Origin of the sequence: Mesorhizobium sp. WSM4308 (genome assembly GCF_002294905.1) — a bacterium.
Classification (GTDB): Bacteria; Pseudomonadota; Alphaproteobacteria; order Rhizobiales; family Rhizobiaceae; genus Mesorhizobium.
The window spans coordinates 329,869-350,024 of sequence record NZ_NSFW01000005.1 but is presented as its reverse complement, the minus strand read 5'-3'; the positions used below and the strand labels follow the sequence as shown (position 1 = coordinate 350,024).

Annotated in this window: 21 protein-coding genes; 9 read left to right on the top strand and 12 right to left on the bottom strand. The window is 62.7% G+C overall.

Translation table 11 applies throughout. From position 1 onward, the window contains the following. Positions 1-90: 90 nt before the first annotated feature. On the bottom strand, positions 91-1,017 hold the full coding sequence (locus CK227_RS12215; RefSeq protein ID WP_095770242.1) for a LysR family transcriptional regulator: 927 nt from the start codon (positions 1,015-1,017) through the stop codon (positions 91-93). A 30-nt stretch (positions 1,018-1,047) separates the two neighbouring features. On the opposite strand from CK227_RS12215, the gene CK227_RS12210 reads away from it, so the two are divergent. Next, the gene (locus CK227_RS12210; protein WP_245317929.1) at positions 1,048-1,824 is read left to right on the top strand and encodes an NADPH-dependent F420 reductase; all 777 of its coding nucleotides are present in this window, start codon (positions 1,048-1,050) and stop codon (positions 1,822-1,824) included. Between the two features lie 66 nt (positions 1,825-1,890). On the opposite strand, the gene CK227_RS12205 is transcribed toward CK227_RS12210, so the two are convergent. The 4 genes from CK227_RS12205 to CK227_RS12190 all read right to left on the bottom strand — a co-directional run bounded on the left by CK227_RS12205 (position 1,891) and on the right by CK227_RS12190 (position 4,891). Continuing rightward, positions 1,891-2,274, bottom strand: a complete 384-nt coding sequence (locus tag CK227_RS12205) for a hypothetical protein (RefSeq protein WP_095770244.1) — start codon at positions 2,272-2,274, stop codon at positions 1,891-1,893. 122 nt (positions 2,275-2,396) lie between these two features. Further along, positions 2,397-3,026: an SDR family oxidoreductase gene (locus CK227_RS12200; RefSeq protein ID WP_095770245.1), complete on the bottom strand. Its 630-nt coding sequence runs from the start codon at positions 3,024-3,026 to the stop codon at positions 2,397-2,399. A gap of 1 nt (position 3,027) precedes the next feature. Then, positions 3,028-3,978: an alpha/beta hydrolase gene (locus tag CK227_RS12195; RefSeq protein ID WP_095770246.1), complete on the bottom strand. Its 951-nt coding sequence runs from the start codon at positions 3,976-3,978 to the stop codon at positions 3,028-3,030. A 34-nt stretch (positions 3,979-4,012) separates the two neighbouring features. Beyond that, positions 4,013-4,891, bottom strand: a complete 879-nt coding sequence (locus CK227_RS12190; protein WP_095770247.1) for an NmrA/HSCARG family protein — start codon at positions 4,889-4,891, stop codon at positions 4,013-4,015. 103 nt (positions 4,892-4,994) lie between these two features. Here CK227_RS12190 and CK227_RS12185 point away from each other — a divergent pair, with 103 nt between their 5' ends. Beyond that, the gene (locus CK227_RS12185; protein ID WP_095770248.1) at positions 4,995-5,891 is read left to right on the top strand and encodes a LysR family transcriptional regulator; all 897 of its coding nucleotides are present in this window, start codon (positions 4,995-4,997) and stop codon (positions 5,889-5,891) included. A gap of 258 nt (positions 5,892-6,149) precedes the next feature. Here the strand turns inward: CK227_RS12185 and CK227_RS12180 are convergent, their stop codons facing one another. Both CK227_RS12180 and CK227_RS12175 read right to left on the bottom strand, forming a co-directional pair. Continuing rightward, a complete protein-coding gene (locus CK227_RS12180; RefSeq protein ID WP_095770249.1) occupies positions 6,150-6,716 on the bottom strand; it encodes a DUF2569 family protein in 567 nt (188 codons plus the stop codon). A gap of 111 nt (positions 6,717-6,827) precedes the next feature. Beyond that, positions 6,828-7,442 (bottom strand): TetR/AcrR family transcriptional regulator, encoded by a 615-nt coding sequence (locus CK227_RS12175; RefSeq protein ID WP_095770250.1) that lies wholly within the window; start codon positions 7,440-7,442, stop codon positions 6,828-6,830. 91 nt (positions 7,443-7,533) lie between these two features. Here CK227_RS12175 and CK227_RS12170 point away from each other — a divergent pair, with 91 nt between their 5' ends. The 5 genes from CK227_RS12170 to CK227_RS12150 all read left to right on the top strand — a co-directional run bounded on the left by CK227_RS12170 (position 7,534) and on the right by CK227_RS12150 (position 12,170). Next, positions 7,534-8,625 (top strand): spermidine/putrescine ABC transporter substrate-binding protein, encoded by a 1,092-nt coding sequence (locus tag CK227_RS12170; protein ID WP_095770251.1) that lies wholly within the window; start codon positions 7,534-7,536, stop codon positions 8,623-8,625. 142 nt (positions 8,626-8,767) lie between these two features. Next, positions 8,768-9,568 carry an ABC transporter permease gene (locus tag CK227_RS12165; protein ID WP_210251498.1) on the top strand — a complete coding sequence of 267 codons (801 nt, stop codon included), beginning with the start codon at positions 8,768-8,770 and terminating at the stop codon, positions 9,566-9,568. A 1-nt stretch (position 9,569) separates the two neighbouring features. Next, complete coding sequence (locus tag CK227_RS12160; protein WP_095770252.1) at positions 9,570-10,352, top strand: ABC transporter permease; 783 nt, start codon at positions 9,570-9,572, stop codon at positions 10,350-10,352. After that, the gene (locus CK227_RS12155; protein WP_095770253.1) at positions 10,349-11,413 is read left to right on the top strand and encodes an ABC transporter ATP-binding protein; all 1,065 of its coding nucleotides are present in this window, start codon (positions 10,349-10,351) and stop codon (positions 11,411-11,413) included. The genes CK227_RS12160 and CK227_RS12155 overlap by 4 nt, the downstream gene beginning before the upstream one ends. Position 11,414: 1 nt before the next feature. Further along, complete coding sequence (locus tag CK227_RS12150) at positions 11,415-12,170, top strand: MBL fold metallo-hydrolase (protein ID WP_095770254.1); 756 nt, start codon at positions 11,415-11,417, stop codon at positions 12,168-12,170. A gap of 6 nt (positions 12,171-12,176) precedes the next feature. Here CK227_RS12150 and CK227_RS12145 read toward each other — a convergent pair whose 3' ends face one another. From CK227_RS12145 to CK227_RS12125, 5 genes are all read right to left on the bottom strand, one after another. After that, on the bottom strand, positions 12,177-12,902 hold the full coding sequence (locus tag CK227_RS12145) for a TetR/AcrR family transcriptional regulator (RefSeq protein ID WP_245317930.1): 726 nt from the start codon (positions 12,900-12,902) through the stop codon (positions 12,177-12,179). 65 nt (positions 12,903-12,967) lie between these two features. Beyond that, positions 12,968-14,395 carry an amidase gene (locus CK227_RS12140; protein WP_095770255.1) on the bottom strand — a complete coding sequence of 476 codons (1,428 nt, stop codon included), beginning with the start codon at positions 14,393-14,395 and terminating at the stop codon, positions 12,968-12,970. 97 nt (positions 14,396-14,492) lie between these two features. Then, positions 14,493-15,527 (bottom strand): extracellular solute-binding protein, encoded by a 1,035-nt coding sequence (locus CK227_RS12135; protein ID WP_095770256.1) that lies wholly within the window; start codon positions 15,525-15,527, stop codon positions 14,493-14,495. Between the two features lie 330 nt (positions 15,528-15,857). Next, positions 15,858-16,829, bottom strand: a complete 972-nt coding sequence (locus CK227_RS12130) for an NAD-dependent epimerase/dehydratase family protein (protein ID WP_095770257.1) — start codon at positions 16,827-16,829, stop codon at positions 15,858-15,860. Between the two features lie 231 nt (positions 16,830-17,060). Beyond that, positions 17,061-17,225 (bottom strand): hypothetical protein, encoded by a 165-nt coding sequence (locus tag CK227_RS12125; RefSeq protein WP_245317932.1) that lies wholly within the window; start codon positions 17,223-17,225, stop codon positions 17,061-17,063. 352 nt (positions 17,226-17,577) lie between these two features. Between CK227_RS12125 and CK227_RS12120 the strand changes: the two genes are divergently transcribed. Both CK227_RS12120 and CK227_RS12115 read left to right on the top strand, forming a co-directional pair. Continuing rightward, positions 17,578-18,351 (top strand): NAD kinase, encoded by a 774-nt coding sequence (locus tag CK227_RS12120; RefSeq protein ID WP_095770259.1) that lies wholly within the window; start codon positions 17,578-17,580, stop codon positions 18,349-18,351. 192 nt (positions 18,352-18,543) lie between these two features. Beyond that, positions 18,544-20,136 carry a DEAD/DEAH box helicase gene (locus CK227_RS12115; RefSeq protein ID WP_179296303.1) on the top strand — a complete coding sequence of 531 codons (1,593 nt, stop codon included), beginning with the start codon at positions 18,544-18,546 and terminating at the stop codon, positions 20,134-20,136. Positions 20,137-20,156 lie beyond the last annotated feature (20 nt).

Sequence of the window (20,156 nt, the reverse complement as noted above, 5' to 3'; positions counted from 1 at the left end):
AGCGTTTGTGTAAGATTTTGTGTAACGGAGACCGGCCTTTTCGTACGAATCTTCGGCACCGATATCTGGCCGCAGAATATCCAAACTGGGTCATTCTCCCTGTTGGCGTCTGCGGCCGTCCTGACCATTCCGGCCCAGCTTGTCCACCACCATTTCGATGAAGGTCTTCAGCTTCGGCGTTTGTCGCCGATCAGGGTGAAACAGCAGATGAATGGGACGCGGAGGCGTTTCGTAGTTCGGCAACACTCTGACGAGCTGCCCGGTCGCGAGGTGCGTGCGCACCGCCTCTTCTCCGATCAACGCCAAGCCGAAACCTGCGAGCGCCGCCTCCAGCAACGAAGCGGGGTTGTTGACCTTGAGACGGCCGTGGACCAGGGCCTTTGAGATGAGACCGTCCCGTACAAAGAGCCAATCGCTGAACGTTGGTTCGGGCCAGTTGCCGAAGAGCAGGCATTCATGATTGACCAGATCCGATACGATCGAGGGCATCCCTCGTTCTTTTAGGTATGCAGGCGACCCGCAGGCAATCGTCTGAAAGGGTGCGAGCTCTATCGCCCCTAGGTTAGACTCCCCGAGAGGACCGATCCGGAACACCGCCTCAAACCCGTCGTCGATAAGGTCGACAAAGCGGTCGTTGAGAACCAGGTCGACATCGACACTGGGGTGGCTGCTCAAATATCGTGCGACCACAGGTGTCACGCAGTGAGCTCCGAATGAAACCGGCGCATTGACGCGCAAGAGCCCTCGCGGTTTACCCCTGGCCTCATCAGCAATTGCATCCGCCCAGTCGACCTCGGCCAGCGCCACTTTGCACCGATCGTAGTAGGACTTGCCGATCACCGTCAGGCTTTGCTTTCGGGTTGTGCGGTTGAGCAGGCGTGCGCCTAAACGTGCCTCCAGATAGGTGACGTGCTTGGCCACCATCTGCGGTGAGATGCCGAGCGCCGATGCCGCCGTTGCAAAGGAGCCGCTTTCTGCCGCCTTCACGAATGCGGCCATGCTGGCGAGACGATCCATTCCACACTCCTGGTTGGGAGAGTCGGCTTCATGCCGCCATTTATCGATCGAATGCAAGGGTCCATACAGCTTGTCAGCATTCTCATCCCCACATCTTCGAAAGGTACGAACATGAAAATCGGCATTGTTGGCGCTGGCAATATCGGCAGCGCACTCACCCATCTCTTCCAGGCCGCAGGGCACGAGGTCACGATCTCCAATTCGCGCGGACCAGGGTCTCTGGCGGACCTGTCGGCGGAAACCGGCGCGCGGGCCGCTGCGATCGAAGAGGCTGTCCGCGGCCAGGACGTCGTGGTCGTCGCCGTTCCTACAATCAAAATCCCTAGTCTGCCCCGCGAACTGTTCGCGTCCACGCCAGCCGACGTCGTCGTCATCGACACGACCAACTACTATCCACGACAGCGCGACGGTCATCTGGACGGAATTGAGGACGCTAACACCGAAAGCGAATGGGTCGAGCGGCACCTTGGGCGTCCGGTGGTCAAAGCGTTCAACACGATAGAAGCGACCCATCTCCTACCGGGCGCCAAGCCGGCGGGCTCCGCGGACCGCATCGCGCTGGCGGTGGCGGGTGATGACGCTCGGGCCAAGTCCAAAGCCATGGCGCTGATCGACGGGATCGGCTTCGACGCAGTGGACGCCGGCACTATCGCGGAATCCTGGCGTCAGCAGCCGGGCTCGCCGGGCTATCTCAAGGACTATGACGTCAAGGGCGTCCGTAGCGCGCTCGCCAAGGCGAACCCTGAACGTCAGCCCGAGTGGCGCGCCACGCCCAACAGCCCCGGCACCTACGACTTGCCGGCGTAAAACGCCTTGGTCCGGCACCATCTGCCCCGCTCACAGGCCATCAAGGATTAGCCGATGCGCTGCCCGTCAACCCATTGGGAGCTGACGGGCGGCGGCATCTGCGGTGTCCTCGGGTCTCGTGTTGAAGGCTATCGCGGCGTTCGGCGCCGCCCTGTGGATGATGTTCACCACGGTTTCGAACAACAGTAGGCTCTTAGGCGGCAGCCTGAGGCCGCCTCCAATCACCACGCAATCATACGCACCATCGCCCAGAGCTCTTTTGAGGTCAGCAAATCCGGCGGCATCGGGCGTGATCATGCAGGTATCGCCCTGCCACCCCCGTTCCTCAATCTTCGCCACGCCCAAAGCGATCCCGGCGTTGATCTTTTCGGCATTAAAGCCGGGCGGCAATGACGGGTCCGAGAAGTCAACTGTTTCAGGTTTCTGGCCGACAAATAGTATTCGCGTCATTGGAATTCTCCATAAAGTTTCGGGGTTCGGAAAGTGGGATATCGTTCGGGGGCAAGGCTTGCCGCCTCAATGCGCCGACCGTCAAGGATATCCATCCAGTCAGGGGCACGCCCTTGTGACCTTCACCAAGTGATCAGGGGCGATTTGCGCAGCCACGTATCCGCAGTGAGTTGCTGAACAACGAAATCCGCGACATCGGCTCGGGCGATCGTCCCGCCATGTACGCCTGACAGATCGGTCAACGCCCTGATGCGACCGCGCGAAGGCTTGTCGTTGAGCACCATCGGCCGGACGATGGTCCAGTCGAGCGTGCTGCCCCTGATCGCATCTTCCTGCCGATCCTTGTCTTCATAGACCTTCCCCAGCATCAGGGGCAGGAACAACCGGTCGAAGAAGAAACCGCCATGGCCGCGGCTGTCGCCGGCGCCGAGGCCAGTGATGCACACCAGCCGACGGATGTTCTGCTGCTCCATAGCGCCGACCAGCGCGCGCGTCGCCGTTGAGAGCAAGGTCACCTCCCGGAACGGGCTCATGGCGGTGCCCAATGAACTGACGACGGCGTCACAACCAGCGATGGCGCGAGTTAGCGCGGCGGTATCGCGGGCGTCGCCTTCGACGAGCTCGGCGCCGGTGAGGTCCTTGGCCTTTGCCTTGGAACGAACGAGGGCTACGACGTTGTGTCCCTCCGCGATGGCCTTAGCGACGATCAGCCGGCCGGTTGCGCCAGTGGCGCCCAATACCAGAATTTTCATTTCAAGCCCCCGAAGCTGTGCTGTTGGACGGGGAAGTATCGACGAGCCGCTGGCGGAGGAAGTCAACGATGGCGTCCACCGAGCGCTCGGCCGCGAGAAAGTGGCCGAGGGAAGACTGGAAGACATGTGGCATGCCCTGCCAGACCGACAGCGTGACCTCCACCCCTGCCGCCCTCGCCCGGTCGGCGTAGCGCACGGAATCCGCGAGCAGCAATTCGTCATCTCCGACATCGATCCGGATCGGCGGCAGGCCGTTCAGCCGAGCATAGAGCGGTGATGCCTTCGGGTTCTTCGCATCCTGGCCCTGAAGATACATGTCCGCGAAGCCCTGGAGCACGCCGCCCGTGAAGATCGGGTCCGCCTCCGCCCTGGTCTCGAGGCTGTCACCGGTGAGCGCAAGGTCAGTCCAGGGCGACATCACCGCTGCGCCGACTGGTTGCACCGTGCCGTTCGTTTTGTCGGCAGCGAGGACCGACAGCAGCGACAGCGTCAAACCGCCGCCAGCAGAGTCACCTACAACCACGATCCGTTCGGCGCCGTCCGCAACGAGACCGCGATAGACGGCGACCGCATCGTCGATGGCTGCCGGGAATGGGTATTCGGGTGCGAGCCGATAGTCAGGGACAAAGGTATCGGCGCCGACACGTGATGCGATCTGACCCGCGAAGTTGGTGAGCGCCTCGGCTGAGCCGAGCACATAGCCACCACCATGAAGATAGAGGATGTGCGCGCCCGATCGTGCACTCACCGGCCGAAGCCAGAAGCCGGCAATGCCTCCGACCGTCGCAGCCTCGACCTGGACATCCGCCGCAGCGGGTGTTGCGGCAAACATGGCGTCGAACATCGGTCGCGCCTCGGGACCGAGTTTCTCACCCTTATGGGCCGAGGCCGCCTGTCGCATCGCGGCTACCGCAGGAGCATCTTCAGGCGAGAGGGGATGGATCGTCATCATGGCAGGTCTCCTTGGTTGGGGGTAAAGTGCGGGCTCAGCCCTTCGCCCACTGGGAGGCGGCATCCCTGGCAAAAGCGGCATAGGAGCGGGGGGCGTGGCCGAGCAGTTTGGTCAAGCGCTCGATGTCGTCAGAGGTCGCCACCGCGCCTTCCGTCTGATACCGGCTGAACATCAGGCGCAGGTCGAGCGCATGCCAGGCCGGCACCATGGTCTTCGTACGCTGCTCCATGACGACGAGATCGTCGCCGCCATGGCGGATCGCGCGGCCGAGGGCTTCGCTCCAGATGGTGGCGATACCGTCGCCGGTCAGGCTGTCCGGACCAACCAGGGCGTAGGTCGCGCGGCCGAGTGGCGCTACTGCCTGCTCGCGGCGCACCAGCTCGATCGCGGCAGCCTCGCCGATGTCGCGGATATCGACCATCGAGACGCCTTTCTTGCCGATCGGCGAGCCATAAATGCCGGTCTTCAGAAGTCCGTCCTTCTGACGAAGATCGTTCTGGATGAAGTAGGCGGGACGCAGAACCGTTGCGGGCAGGTCAAGCGCATCGATCATCCGCTCGACCGTGTACTTGCCCGCAAAATGCGGCACATCGGCATAGCCATCGCCGCCAAAGACCGAGAGATAGACGATGCCCTTGACGCCGGCCTCGGGGGCGACCGTCAGGGTCAGCATGGCCTGGGTCAATTCATCGGCGACGTTCGGGGCGAGCAGGAACAGAGTGCTGACGCCTTGCAGCGCCGCGCGGATCGAATCCGGATCAGCGAGGTCACCGCGGACCGCGGTCACGCCCGAGGGCAGTTGCGCTGTTTCAGGAGAGCGCGTCAGCGCGCGGACCTCGACGTTTCGCCCCTGTAGGTGGGCCAGGACTTGGGACCCGATGGTCCCGGTGCTTCCGGTTACCAAAATAGCCATTGTGAAAACTCCTGTTTGTGCGTGTCGAGGGAAAGATAAACGTTCCAATCTTGAGTGGTAGGTGGCATGATCGGAACAGGTCGTCTCAATATTGGAACATGTCATGGATCTAGAAGCCTTGGCCGATTTCAATCTCGTTGCCGCCCACGGCGGTTTCGGCCGGGCCGGTCGTATCTCCGGCCGATCCAAGGCGACATTGTCGCGCCATGTGAGCGAACTCGAACATAGCCTCGGCGTGAGGCTGATCGAGCGTGGGTCCCAGAGCCTGCGACTGACGGACGAAGGGCGAGCGCTTTACGAGCGCACGGACGGATTGATGGCGGAAATCGCGGAGGCGGGAGAGGCGATTGTCTTGGGTGCGTCGACCCCGAGAGGCAGGCTGCGGATAAGCGCTCCCGTGGTTTTCGCACATGTGGCGCTTCCCATGATCGGCACTCGTTTCGCTCTCGCCTATCCGGAGGTCAAGCTTGAGATTGTTGCCGAGGATCGCAAGGTCGATCCGGTCGAGGATGGCTACGACCTTGTAATCCGGATCGATCCTTCACCGGATGAACGGCTCATCGGTCGCCGTTTTCTCAATGACGAGCGGCTGATTGTTGCCTTGCCGGACATGCCGCGCCCTCAGCCGGTGCCGGGCGGCAGACCGAGTCCGGTAAAGGCCGTTTTGCTGAGCGCAACGTCGCTGAACGTGGTTTGGCGCATCAAATCCGATTTTGAGGACGAAATCCTTTTGAAGCCCGAGCCGATCCTGCGCTTCTCGTCTCTGCTGATGGTGCGCGATGCCGTTCTGGCTGGTGCGGGCGCGGCATTGCTTCCGAAGCTTCTTGTCGTAGGCGATATCGAGGCGGGCCGCCTTGTTTGTTGGGGAACTGATGCCGGTCCGCCTGTCGAGATCTGGGCGCTCCAAAGTTCGCGACGGCTTATCGGTGCGAAGGTTCGCGCTTTCCTGGATGTGATGGAGAGGGCATTTCCCACCAAGACTTTCGTTCCTGCAACCTGAACAAGAACCTGTCCCGCCGGCCAGGCGCCTCCCCGTTTTAGGATGAAGACGGTTTCCCGGCACGGCCATACTGGCGTGGTGTACAGTCCATAACCTCTTAAAGGCTGTGCTGAACGCGCTTTTGGTTTGTAAACCGAAGGTCGGCGGTTCGATCCCGTCCGGGGCACCAGCAGCGCAACGCTTATGTCGGCTATAGTCGCTTCGACAGGCCGCCCCACCAAGCCTTGTTGAACGCGCTCTCGCAGCATTGCGCGCCTTCTACGAAGCGTTCGCGACCTGGGCGGATGCCCTGACCCTGGTGAACGTGTTGCGTACCCTGACGGATCTGTAGACGTAAGCCACCCAGAGTCCGGACATGGCAAACGAGGCTATAGACGTCGCAATCGCGTTTCCGGTGACCACTTGCCCGACCCGAATCCCGAAAACCGTGGAAACCAAGGCTGCGTCCAGGATGAAGACCACCGGGATTGCAAGCCATTGGGCGAGGAACAACTGCTTGAACCAAGGGCTCCGCCTCAGCATGGCAACGACCACCACCAGTTGCAGCACCAGAAACGCCTGCAGCAGGGCAATCTCGCCATAGACCACCATGGGTCCGTTCGGCACCAGCATGAGTTGGTTGTAGCCATCGCTCGAGGACCCTATTGCGACAAGCGTGCGCAATGGCGACAAGGATTGACCGATCGCGAGAAGCATTAGCCATCCTCCGAACCCGACGGGATCCGCCGGATTCTGCGAGGGCTTGATGGCGGATCGAACCGCAAAGAAGACGGGGACGCCGATCAGCAACAGAAGGATTGCCCAATGCCAGATGGAAAACTGCATTCACCCCTCCCCTAGAAATGCACCCAGGGGTTGTATCGATTTCGGATTCGACTCAAGAGGGTTGAGCCGCGACTTGGTCCCAAAATCGATTCTGCTGCCTGTTCCTGACAATCACACCCCGATCGCCGCCACCAGAATCCGGTTTTGCCGGCGTACCGCCGCGCGCAGTTCCGCGATCTTCGCCTCGTCGCGCTTCACGAATTCGATGAACATCATGTTCATGTTGTTGAAGATCAGTTCGCCGAGTGCTGCGCCGTCTATGTCCTGGCGCGCCAGCCCGATTTCCTGCAGCCGGGCGATCAGCGCGCGGATCTGTTCGGTGAGCGAGCGGTCAAGCGCGGTGTAGGCCTGGCCGAACGGGCTGTCGGGAAGCTGCGTCGAGATCGCCATGGCCTGCCGCCACATCTCCTTGCTGAGATAGTGCAGCGAATGCTCGATATAGATGCCGATCAGCGTGTCCAGCGCATCGCCGACATTGGCCGGCGGCCTGGCGACGACACCGCGCCCGGCATTGAGCACCTCGTTGACCTCCAGCGAAACGATGGCGCCCAGGATGTCGCCCTTGTTCTCATAGTAATTGTAGATCGTGCCGATCGACACTTCCGCCTGCGCGGCGATCGCCTCGATCTTGGCGCCCTCGTAGCCGGCCTCGCGGAAAAGCGCCGCCGCCGCCTCGATGATGCGCCTGTGCCGGTCCGCCTTTTGCCTTGCCCGCAATCCGCTCATAGCTGCCTCTTGCCACAAAAACAGAATTGACTCAATTTTAGAATTGGTTCAATTTTTTGCAAGAAGCCACAAAGGCAAGGGAGAACACTCGATGTCCATCAAATCCGCATCCGGGAATCCGCTTTCCATCTTGAAGCGCCATCTGCACGCCGCCTGCGCCGCCACGGCCCTGCTGCTTGGCGCGGGCAGCCTCGCCGAGGCCGCCGATCTCAACGCCCTGATCTGGTGCGACCATTCCGATCCGGCCCTGCTGCAGCCCTTCGAAGAGGCCAACAACGTCAAGGTCAACGTCAAGGAGTTTGAAGGCACCGGCGCCGGCCTCGCCATCGTCGAGCAGTCGCAGCCCGGCGACTGGGACGTGATGGTGATCGACTCGATCGACGTGCCGCGCGGCGTCGAAAAGGGCCTGTTCGAGCCACTGCCCGAGGACAAGCTGCCCTTCGCCGACCTCTTCGCGCAAGTGAAAATGGACGGCTCCACCGTGGTCGGCGGCAAGCGCTACGGCATCACCGAAAAGTTCGGCTACAACACGATCGGCTTCAACAAGACCAAGGTCGATCCGGCCGACATGCAGTCCATGGCATCGCTGACAAGCGACAAATACAAGGGCAAGGTCGCCATCTACGACTATTACCTGCCGGTCATCGGCATGGCGGCACTCGCCATCGGCAAGAAGACGGCCGAGCTGACCGAAGCCGACCTGCCCGCCCTCAAGGACGAGCTTCTCAAGATGAAGGCCAACGCCAAGCTGGTCGGCGAAGTGACCGCCAGCCAGACGGCGCTTGCCACGGGCGAGGTCGACATATTGGTCGGCGGCGGCGAATGGGTGACGGCGGGGCTGGCCAAGGAGAACCCGGCGCTTGACTTCTCCATCCCCAAGGAGGGTGCGGTGCTGTGGTCGCAGTCTCTGGCCATGTTCAAGGATTCCAAGAACAAGGACATGGCGCTCAAATTCATCCAGTACATTATGAGCCCGGAAGGCCAGGCGCGCCTTGCGACCTCGTCCTGCTATTGGGGCATGCCCGCCAACGCCAAGGCGGCGCTGACCGACGATCAGAAGAAGGTGCTGCGTTTCGACGAGCAGCCGGGCTTCCTCGCCCGCGCCCAGGCCTATCCGGCGCCGAACGCCGATCTCGACAAGAAGATGCAGGACATGTGGACCGAAATGCTGCAGGCGAAGTGATCGGTTGCCGCTCGTGAGTTCAAGCGCGAAGAGCAGACGTGCCCTGCCCCGGGCGGGCCGTGCCCTGCCCCGGGCGGGCCGTGCCCTGCCCCGGGCGGGCCGCGCCCTGCCCCGGGCGGGCCGCGCCCTGCCCTGGGCGCTGGTGACACCGGCGCTCGGCTGGACGCTGTTGTTCTTCGTGCTGCCCTTCATCGCCATGGGGTTTTCGAGCCTCACGGCGCATGAAGGCGGCGGTTTCACGCTTTCCAACTACAGCCAGTTCTTCACCAACCCCTCCTATTGGCAGGCAATGGTGAACTCGCTGGAGGTGACGGCAATCGTCACCGTGGTTTCGGTGCTGCTCGCCTATCCCTTCGCCTGGATCCTCGCCGAACAGGTGCCGGAACGCTGGCAACGGCTGGCGCTGATGCTGGCCGTGCTGCCGTTCTGGACGTCCTATGTCGTGCGTTCCTATTCCTGGCTGCTGGTGCTGGCGCAGAACGGCGTCATCAACCGCGCGCTCACCGGTTCCGGCCTCATCACCGAGCCGCTGCAGCTCGCCAACACGCGGCTGGCCACCGTCACCGGCTTCGTGCACTTCTTCGTCATGCTGCTGACGCTGACCATTTTCGCCAACCTCAAGCAGCTCAGCCCGAGCTACCGCAAGGCCGCCGCCGATCTCGGCGCTGGGCCGGTGCGCACCTTCATGCATGTCATCCTGCCGCTGACCTTGCCGGGCATCATGGTCGGCGCCTTCCTCACCTTCGTGCTGTGCATTGGCGATTACATCACGCCGCAGATCCTGGGCGGCAACAACGAGCTTTTGATGCCGCAGCTGGTGATGATGCAGATCGGCCGGCGCGGCGACTTTCCGCTGGCCTCGGCGCTGTCGATCATCCTGATGGCGGTGGTCACCATCGCCTATCTCGCCTGCGCGCGCTGGCTGAAGATCGAGCGGGCCTGAAATGCGCCAGCTGGTTCGCGTCGCTTCGTGGGTCTACGCGCTTGCCCTCTACGGCTTCATCTTCCTGCCGGTGGTGGTGCTGGTGCTGTTCTCGCTGCAGGCGACGTCGTTTCCGATCCCGCCCTTCACCGGCCCGTCGCTGCGCTGGTACGAGGCCGTGCTCTCCGATGTCAGGCTGACCTCGGCGCTGGTCAATTCGCTGCTGGTGGCGTCGATCTCCTCGGCCACCGCCGTTACGCTCGGCTTCCTCTGCGCCTGGGGGTTCGCGCGCTTCGTGCTGCCGGGCTCCGGCCTGCTGCGCGGGCTGATCACGCTGCCGCTGACCGTCAGCTATCTCATCATCGGCATGGGGCTTTTGGTGCTGTTCAACTGGGCCGGCGTACCGAAATCGCTGCTTGCCGCCGGCATCGGCCATGTCGTGATCAACCTGCCGCTGTGCTTTGCCATCATCTACAGCCAGATGGGCGACCACCAGATCAACATCGAGCGGGCGGCGCGCGATCTCGGCGCGCCGGAATGGAAGGTGCTGCTGCTCATTACCGTGCCGGTGATGGCCCCGGCCATCTTCGCCGGCTTCTTCCTGTCGATGACCTTCTCCTGGGACGAATTCGTGATCTCCTTCCTGCTGACCCGCTTCGACACCACGCTGCCGGTGGAAATCTGGAACCTGTTGCGCTCGGGCCTCAACCCGAAAACCAACGCCGTCGGGTCGCTGGTCTTCGCCGTTTCCATCGTGCTGGTCGTGCTGTTCGAACTGACATTGCTGCGCCGGAGAAAAGCATGACCGCGCCTCTGGTCGACATCCGCGCCGTCTCGCACCGTTTCGGGCAGCTGGCCGTGCTGAAGAACGTGTCGCTGCGGATCGAGCCCGGCAGCTACACCATCCTGCTTGGGCCATCGGGCTCGGGCAAGACGACGCTGTTGTCCATTCTGGGCGGCTTCGTCATGCCCAGCGAAGGCAAGGTGTTCATTCGCGGCGAGGATTGCACCGCGGTGCCGCCGGCCAGGCGCCCGACGACGACCGTGTTCCAGGACTATGCGCTGTTCCCGCATATGAGCGTCGGCGGCAATGTCGGCTTTGGGCTGCGCATGCAGGGCGTCGACGGCACGACGCGGGCCGCAAAGGCGCGCGAGGCGCTGGCGCTGGTTGGACTGGCCTCCGCCTTCGACAAGAAGCCGCACCAGCTCTCCGGCGGCCAGCGGCAGCGCGTGGCGCTGGCGCGGGCGCTGGTCATCGAGCCGGCGGTGCTGCTGCTCGACGAGCCGCTCGGCGCGCTTGATCTGAAATTGCGCCGGCAGATGCAGGACGAGTTGAAGGCGATCCAGAAGCGCGTCGGCACCGCCTTCATCCATGTCACGCACGACCAGGAAGAAGCGATGGCGCTGGCCGACCATTGCGTGGTGATGAATGACGGCCGCATCGAGGACGAAGGGCCGCCCGAGCGCGTCTATGCCAGGCCGGCGACGCGTTTTTCGGCGACCTTCATGGGCGAAAGCACGATCCTTGCCGGCAAGGTCACGGAAGCCGGGGACAGGACAAGCACCGTCTCGACGCCGGCCGGCCCGGTTTTGGTGCGCAGCGCCTTGCCCGTGGGCTCAGCCGTTGCATTGGCCATCCGGCCGGAGCATCTCATGCTCGGCGGAGCCGCCGGCACCGCAAGCCTCGGCATGGCGAAAGTGAGCGATGTCGTCTTCCAGGGCAGTTTCAAGCGCGTGCTTGCCGCCTCCGTCGAAGACCCCTCGCTGCAATTCATCGCCAAGCTGCCGGCGACCGCCACCGTCCAATCCGGCGACACGGTTGCCGTTTCGTGCGATACCGACCAGATCATCGTCTTGGCGGACTGAAATGGGATCTCTTCCGGTCATCGACGCACCAGACTGGTACGAGACCATCCGCATGGCCGACGGCGTCACGCTGATCCACGAGCCATGGATCAAGCCGTTCTTCCGCTGCAACATCTGGCATGTGCGCGGCCGCGACCGTGACCTTCTGTTCGACACCGGCCTCGGCCATTTCAGCCTGCGCACACATGTGCCGCTGGTCACGGAACGCAAGCTGACCTGCGTCGCCAGCCATACGCATTTCGATCATATTGGTTGCCATCACGAATTTGCCGACCGCTGTGTGCACCGGGCCGAAGCAAAAATCCTCGCCGATCCACGCAACGAATGGACGGTGGCTGACCGCTATGCGACCGACGATATGTTCGATGGATTGCCGCAGGGCTGGGAGTCGTCCCGCTACCGGATCCTGCCTGCCCCGGCCGACCGTCTGCTCGAACATGGCGACATCGTCGATCTCGGCGACCGCGCCTTCGAGGTGATCCACACACCGGGCCATTCACCCGGAGGCATCGCGCTCTACGAGAAGAAGACCGGCGTCCTCCTGTCTGGTGACATCATCTATGACGGCCCGCTGATCGACGACGTCTATCACTCGGATATTCCAGACTACATGGCGACGCTGCTCGCCATGCGCGAGCTCGACGTCTCGGTCGTGCATGGCGGCCATTTCCCGAGCTTCGGCAAGGTGCGCTACCGCCAGCTGATCGACGAGTATCTGGGGCAGAAACGCCAAGCCGGCTGCCATCTGCGGCCCTGAGAACAGCTACGGCATCAATTCGAAATGCCGCGGAAATGCCTGATGCAACAGGAGCAGCATGGTCTTGCGCAGCACATTGGTGTCGCGGCTCGAAGGGTTCAGATGATCCCAGTACCATGCGCCGTGAACCAGATAATTCAGGCTCTCCGACAAGGTGTCGATGTCGACGCCGGTGTAGCCGCCGCTGCGCGAAATCTCGATGAGCAGTTCGCGCGCTTCGGCGGTGTAGGCGAGATCGCTCGGCAGGCCGATCTCATTGTAGATCTGCATGCTCTTGCGGTCGCTTGAGAACACGACAAAGACCGAGACCCATTTCGGATGCTGCCGGGCGAAACGCTGCGCACAATCGACGGCGCCCAGCAACCTTTCGACCGGCGACAGGCCGGGCGCCCGCACCAGGCTGATCCACAGCCCATCATACTGATCGCTGAGATACTGAAGCACGGCCCGGAACAGGTTTTCCTTGCTGCGGAAATGAAAGACCACCAGCGCATTGGACGAACCGACATGTTCGGCGATGCGCTGCATGGTGAGGCTTGCCAGGCCCTCCTCTGCGATGAGCTCGATGGTGGCGTCGATGATGCGCTGCACGCTGGCTTCGCCGCGCTCGCGCCGGCGGTCCTTGGGCGGCACGGCATCGTTTGCCGCGCCCTTGGTCGTCGCGGGCTTGCGTTTCTCCGGCTTTGCGGTTGCCTTGCGTTGCGCCATTTTCGTCAGGCCTTTCGGACCCATGGCGGAGATATCCCGCCACATAGATTGCCTTGCCATATGGCACGCCGGCTCATCGCGGAAATCGCTCAGAGCGACGGGCGCGTCCCGGTGCTCCCATACCATTGCCCCCGGGCCGTTTCATAGGCCAGTCCGGCCCGGAAGACATCGGCATCGCTATAGGTGCGGCCGACGATCTGGATGCCTGTCGGCACGCCGCTTGCGGCGTGGCCCGACGGTATGGACAGAACAGGGCAACGGCTCAGCATGTTGAACGGCGTCGTCATCACCCAGCCCAGCGAGGGGTTCACCTCCCTGTCGTTGATTTCGACCGTGTCCCTGGTCTGGTCGAACTCCGCCGGCACCGCGGGCAGCGCGTTTGTCGGGCAGATCAGCACATCGTGGGTCTCCAGCAGCGGGCCGAGCGTCTGGTACATCCTGGCCGCCACGTCCAGCGTCGCGACGAAGTCGGTGGCCTTGGACTTTTGCCCGTCCTCGGCAAACCGCCGGGCATAGCTGGTCATGTCGCTGGCGTGCTCGGCAAGCAGTTGCGACAGCGACGCGCCGAACAGGTGCTCGAGATAGGCCATCCCGGCCTTGAGCACCCCGTCGTCCCAGCCAAGATCGACTTCCTCGACCGTGGCGCCGAGCGAACGGAACACATCGCAGGCGGCGAGCGTATTCTTGCGCACGTCGGGGTCGACCTCGAAGGAACCGAGATCCATGGAAAAGGCTATTCTCCAGCCTTTGATCGGCTTGTAGTCGAGCGGTAGGCGCAGCTTGGGGCGCAGCGTGGCGATGTCGAGCGGGCTCGGTCCGGCCATGACGTTCTGCAGCAGGATGGCATCCCTGACGTTTCGCGCCAGCGGCCCGGTGTGGCAGTAGAAATCGAGGTTGAAGGGCGGCTCGTCGGGATTGCGACCGTAAGGCGGCTTGTAGCCGACGAGACCGCAGGCCGAGGCCGGAATGCGGATCGATCCGGCAATGTCCGAACCGGTGGCGATCGATGATGTTCCGGTAGCGAGCGTTGCCGCAGCGCCGCCCGAAGAGCCGCCCGGCGTGAAATCGCGATTCCACGGATTGCGAGTCACCCCCCACCGCTTCGACCAGGTGTATCCGGCACAACTGAATTCCGGCGTCGCCGTGCGGGCATGCACGATGCCGCCGGCCTTCATGATGCGCTCGTTCATCGTCGAGGTGTGGCCGCCTATGGCGTCCCTGGACAGCAGCGAGCCATGCGAGGTCGGCTTGCCCTTGATGTAGCTCTCATCCTTGATGCCGATCGGCAGGCCTTCCAGCGCGCCGGTCCTGGCGCCCCTGGCGTATTTCGCCTCGGCCCGGGCGGCCAGCTTCATCGCCTCTTCGAAATGCGTGAAGGTGAAGCAGTTGATCGCCGGTCTGGTGGCTTCGGCGCGGCGAATGGTGGCCTGCATCAGTTCGACGGGCGAGAGTTTCTTTGCCTTGAACAGTCGCAGCGCCTCATGGGCCGGCATGTAGCAGAGGTCGAGATCGGACATCGGAAATCTCCCGCGATCGCGAGACCGCACCTGGCATGGAGGGTTGCCGGACCGCACGCCGCGGCCCGGTGACTGTGGTTGGGTTGGTCCGGCGACGCTATTTCTGGAGGTCGGTCCAGATCTTCGTGTAGAGCGCCTGCACATCCGATGGACAGGCCGGCATGAACTGACCCTTGGCGGCAAATTCAGCCGGAACGACCACTTCCGGCGCCGTCTTCATGTCGTCCGGCATGAAAGCCTCGGAGCCCTTGATGGCGTTGGCGTAGCGGGCGAAAGCCGAGATCATCGCGGCGTTCTTGGGATCCATGATGAAGTTCTGGAACAGCTTGGCGTTCTCGACGTTCTTGGCGTCCTTGAGAACGGCGACATTGTCCATCCAGATCGGAAACCCTTCCTTGGGGTAGCCGTAAACGATCTTGTCGTTTTGCAGCCGCTCGCGCAGCGATATGCCGTTCCAGTTGACGCCGGCGGCGATGTCGCCCCGGCCCAGGCCGTCGACAGCCGCGTAGTCGAGCGAAAGCCATTTCGCCTTCGCCTCGACCAGCTTGTCGTGCACCTTCTTCAGCACCTGCATGTCGTTGGTGCAATATTTGCCGCCCTCATAGGCGATGGCGAGGAACATGATGTCCCCCATTTCGGGCACGACATTGATCTTGCCGACAAGCTCCGGCGGCGGGTCGAGGAAGATCGCCGAGGTGTTCGGATCGCCGGAATAGACCGACTTGTTCACCGAAATGCCTGTCGTGCCCCACTGCCACGGAACCGTGTATTTGCGGCCCGGATCGAAGGGAACATCGACCCATCGCGGATCGACATTCTTGAAATTCTCCATCTTGTTGGGGTCGGTCTCCAGGAGCAGACCTTCGCTGATCCAGACCGGCACGACGCTGGCCGACGGCACGACGATGTCATAGCCGGACGCGCCCTGGCGGACCTTGGCCAATGCGGTGTCGTTGGAATCATAGTCGGTGACGGTGACCTTGACCTTGTAGGTCTCCTCGAACTTCTTGATGAGGTCCGGGCTGGTGTAGTTGCCCCAATTGTAGATGTTGAGTTCGCCATCGGCGCGGGCAACGCCGGCTGCGGCGAGCAGCGAAAGCCCGACGGCCGCCGCGGTCAGTTTCCAGTTCATGCTAGTGCTCCCATTTTTGGGACCGGCTGCGTCGACGCCTCGGTCCGTCTCCTGCTGATGAACAAGCGTGGCTGTGCCCTTCGGCCCAAGGCGGGCCGGCTGGCTGTCAAAATATTCCCCTTTTTCGCGGCCATTCACCGGCGGATGCCAGCTGGCCGACTTGGTGGTCTGCGTCAGGATTAATTATAACTAACTATACAGTCAATATCTTTTCGCAGCGATCGCCGCGGCTGGCCCAGTTGTCCTGATAACGCAGCAAGCTGCGAGCCGATGGCAGGCGGCATGGGTATCTCTTTCGCGCTCGGTACGGGCACCCGGAACTTCGGCTTTTCAGGCGCTTGCCGCCGATCTGTCCCCAGTCACAATCCGTCGCCGGTACCACTCGAAGGTGCGCCGGATCCCTTCCTCGTAGCTGGTCGTCGCCTCCCATCCAGGAAGAACCTGCCTTGCCAGGGTCAAGTCCGGGCAGCGGTTTGTCGGATCCTGCGGAATTGGCGCATGGTGTTCGATGCGGCTGCCCGGAACAAGCGAGCAGACGAATTTCGCGATACCGAGAACCGAGACCTCGCGATTGTTGCCGATGTTCAGGGGTCCCCGGTATGTGATGCTGTCGCGCCAAAAGAAACGCTCCAGGCCGTCGACGATATCGTCCACATACCCCCAACTGCGTGATTGGGAGCCGTCGCCATGGACAGTCAGGATTCCCGTGGTCAGGGCCTGGCAGACAAAATTCGAAACCGCGCGGCCGTCATCGATGCGCGTTCGCGGCCCATAGGTGTTGAACAGCCTGACGACGCGCACATCGAGCCCGCTGACACGTTGCTCCTCGAAAAGCAGCGCCTCCGTGCAGCGCTTGCTCTCGTCATAGGAGGACCTTGGCCCGGTGCAGTCCACGGATCCCCGGTAGCTCTCCGGTTGCGGCGACATCAGGGGATCGCCATAGACCTCCGAGGTCGAGGCGAAGCAGAAGCGACCGCCGGGCCTGAGCAGCGACAGGAGATTGAGCGCGCCGCCTATATTGGCTTTGATCGTGCGCGCCGGCTCGCGCATGTACCATACGGGCGAAGCCGGTGACGCCAGATGGATGATCTCATCGAAATGCTGGCTGGTCCTGAAGGTCTCGGCATCAGCAATCCGCAGGCTGAGCCGCGGGTCCGAGACATGGGCAATGTTGTCGCGCGATCCGGTCCACAGATTGTCGACGACGACCAGCGTTTCCAGATCGTCACGCCGCAGCAGACGATCGACAAGATGGGAGCCAAGAAAGCCGCAGCCACCAGAAACCAACACGCTGCGCGGCATGCGCGCTCCCCTTTAGAAACACGGCCGGTCAACCCGCCGCAACGCTTGTTTTCCAGAACGACACGGTCCTATCCGGATACGACACGTCTTCTACCAGTGCTTTCGTCGATGCCGCAATTGCAACGATCAAACTTGCGCCAGCCAGGGCTCCGGTCGCCCAGGCATGAAACTGTCGCTAGGGATGGGCCGAGCGTCGGCGGTATCTACGGACGAGTGGCGTATTCCGGCGACCTACAGTGCCCGTTGCGGGCAAGGCATTCCGGCGGCATCGCCGCAGCGCGACGCTGTCGGCAGCGGTCTCATGCTCATATTTTCCGACTGGCGCACAAGCTCGGCGAAGACCAGCGCGAAGCTACCCAGCATGAGAAAGACGATGATCAGGCGTGCTACCGGCAATATGTCGGCCTCGTCTGGCTGGTGCGTGTCCCCGGAGGAGGAATGCGCACAAATCAAAACTGCCGCAGCGTCCTTTTGGCATCCGAAGGATAGAGCGGTGCTGCGGGCGCCCCCACGCCATTCATGCCGGCTAACATGATCGTTCCGCCTTTACGAGACTTTAAGCCCCGCCTTAACCATCACAATCGCTCGCGCCCTGTCATGAAGCGCGATCCGCAGGTTCGGTCGATGCTCGCGCGGCATGCCTAGCGTGCCGGCGCAACGGCTCTCTTTGCAGACCTGCCCGCCCCGTGCTACCCCGGCCCGGGCGCGGCCAGACCTGCCGGCGCCAATCGGTCGCGATCGGGGAGCCATGAGCACAGCCGCCAACAGCATCGCCTTCGTCTCGTCCGACACAGCAGACGCCAAGGCGGCGCTGGAAAGTCTGTCGGCACGCTATGGCCAGTGTCCGGTCGCCGAGGCCGCGGTCGTGGTGGCCCTGGGCGGCGACGGCTTCCTGCTGCAGACCTTGCGCGACACGATGGGAACGGGAAAGAAGGTCTACGGCATGAACCGTGGCACCATCGGGTTCCTGATGAATGAGTACCGTTCCGGAGGGCTCACCGAGCGTATCGCGGCCGCGGTCGCCGAAACCATCCGACCGCTGGAAATGCTGGCCGTCACCTCGGAAGGCGAAACCGTCTCGGCGCTGGCGATCAACGAGGTTGCGCTGTGGCGCCAATCCTACCAGACGGCCAAGATCCGCATCAGCGTCGATGACCAGATACGGCTCGAGGAACTCAGCTGCGATGGCGTCATGATCGCGACGCCGGCGGGATCCACCGCCTACAATCTTTCAGCGCATGGCCCGATCCTGCCGCTCGACGCGCCGCTCCTGGCACTGACGCCGGTCAGCCCGTTTCGCCCGCGCCGCTGGCGGGGCGCATTGCTCTCCAACAAGGCGACCGTGCGCTTCGATATTCTGGAGCCGGAAAAGCGGCCGGTAAACGCCGCGGCGGACCACACGGAGGTCAAGGCGGTGACCTCGGTAACGGTGCGGGAGTCGCCGGCGGCGACCGCAACCTTGCTGTTCGACCCCAATCACTCCTGGAACGAGCGCATCCTTGCCGAGCAGTTCCGTTACTGAGCCTACACAGAGACAAGCGGCCGGATTAAGCATCGCGATTAAGGTTACAGCTTCACAATCGCGCCAATCCCGCCCGTTTCTGTTGACAAATCGCGGACTTGCGCCTAATCGCAATGCCAATCTTGCAAGCGCGTGGCGCTTGCCGCGACGAATAACGTTGCGCCTCCCCGAACCAGCCAAAGACAACAACACTTGTCCTCAGACACCACGATCGCTCAAGAAGCGTTGACCTTTTCAGACCTCGGCCTGTCGCCGAAGGTGCTTTCCGCAGTTACCGATGCCGGCTACACGCAGCCGACACCGATCCAGGCCGGTGCCATCCCGCACGCCTTGCTCGGCAAGGACGTGCTGGGCATAGCCCAGACCGGCACCGGCAAGACGGCCTCCTTCGTGCTGCCGATGCTGACCCGGCTGGAAAAGGGCCGCGCCCGCGCCCGTATGCCGCGCACGCTGATTCTCGAACCGACGCGCGAGCTTGCCGCGCAGGTCGAGGAAAACTTCGTCAAATACGGCAAGAATCACAAGCTCAACATCGCGCTTCTGATCGGCGGCGTGTCGTTCGACGAGCAGGACAAGAAGCTGGAGCGCGGCGCCGACGTGCTGATCGCGACGCCTGGCCGTCTGCTTGACCATCGCGAACGCGGCAAGCTTCTGCTCAACGGCGTCGAGATCCTCGTCATCGACGAGGCCGACCGGATGCTCGACATGGGCTTCATTCCCGATATCGAACGCATCTGCGAGATGATCCCGTTCACCCGGCAGACGCTGTTCTTCTCGGCGACCATGCCGCCGGAAATCACCAAGCTGACGGAAAAGTTTCTGCACGCGCCGGTGCGTGTCGAAGTTTCGAAGGCCGCGTCGGCCGCCACCAACATCACCCAGCGGCTGGTCAAATCAGGCTCGAAGCCCTGGGACAAGCGCGAGACGTTGCGCAACCTCATCAAGGCCGAAGACGCTGAGTTGAAGAACGCCATCATCTTCTGCAACCGCAAGGTCGAAGTGTCGGAGCTGTTCCGCTCGCTGCTGAAGCATGATTTCGATGCCGGCGCCCTGCATGGCGACATGGACCAGCGCGCCCGCATGCAGATGCTGGCCAATTTCCGTGACGGCAAGCTGCGCTACCTCGTGGCATCGGACGTCGCCGCGCGCGGCCTCGACATCCCCGATGTCAGCCATGTCTTCAATTACGATGTGCCGATCCATGCCGAGGACTATGTCCACCGCATCGGCCGTACCGGCCGCGCCGGTCGCTCCGGCAAGTCCTTCACCATCGCGACGAAGTCCGACACCAAATATATCGACGCCATCGAACGGCTGATCGGCAACAAGATCGAATGGCATGACGGTGACCTGTCGACGGTCGTGGCCAGCGAAGGCGGCGAGGACGACGCTCCGCGCCGTGGCAAAGGCGCGCCGCGCCGCGCCGGCCGCAAGGACGACGATCGCAAGGACAGAGGCGAGCGCAAGAAGGGCGGCGAACGCCGTGCCAGACACAGCGAGGAAGACGCCTCGACCGTGGTCGCACAGCAAGAACAGCCCGATGTGACTGGGACGGGCGTCGCCGATATCAGCGAGCGGCGCGCACGCAAGGACGCGATCCGTTCGGAAAACACCGAACGCAAATCCTCCGATCGCAACGAACAGCGCGCACCGGAACGCGGTGACACCAGGCCGCAGCGAGACAACAGCCGTCCTGCCCGCCATCGCCACCAGGAAGACAACGACACCACCGTTGGCTTCGGCGACGACATGCCTGCCTTCATGCGCATCGTCGCCAAGGTCTGACTGGGCCAAGCCTGAAATAG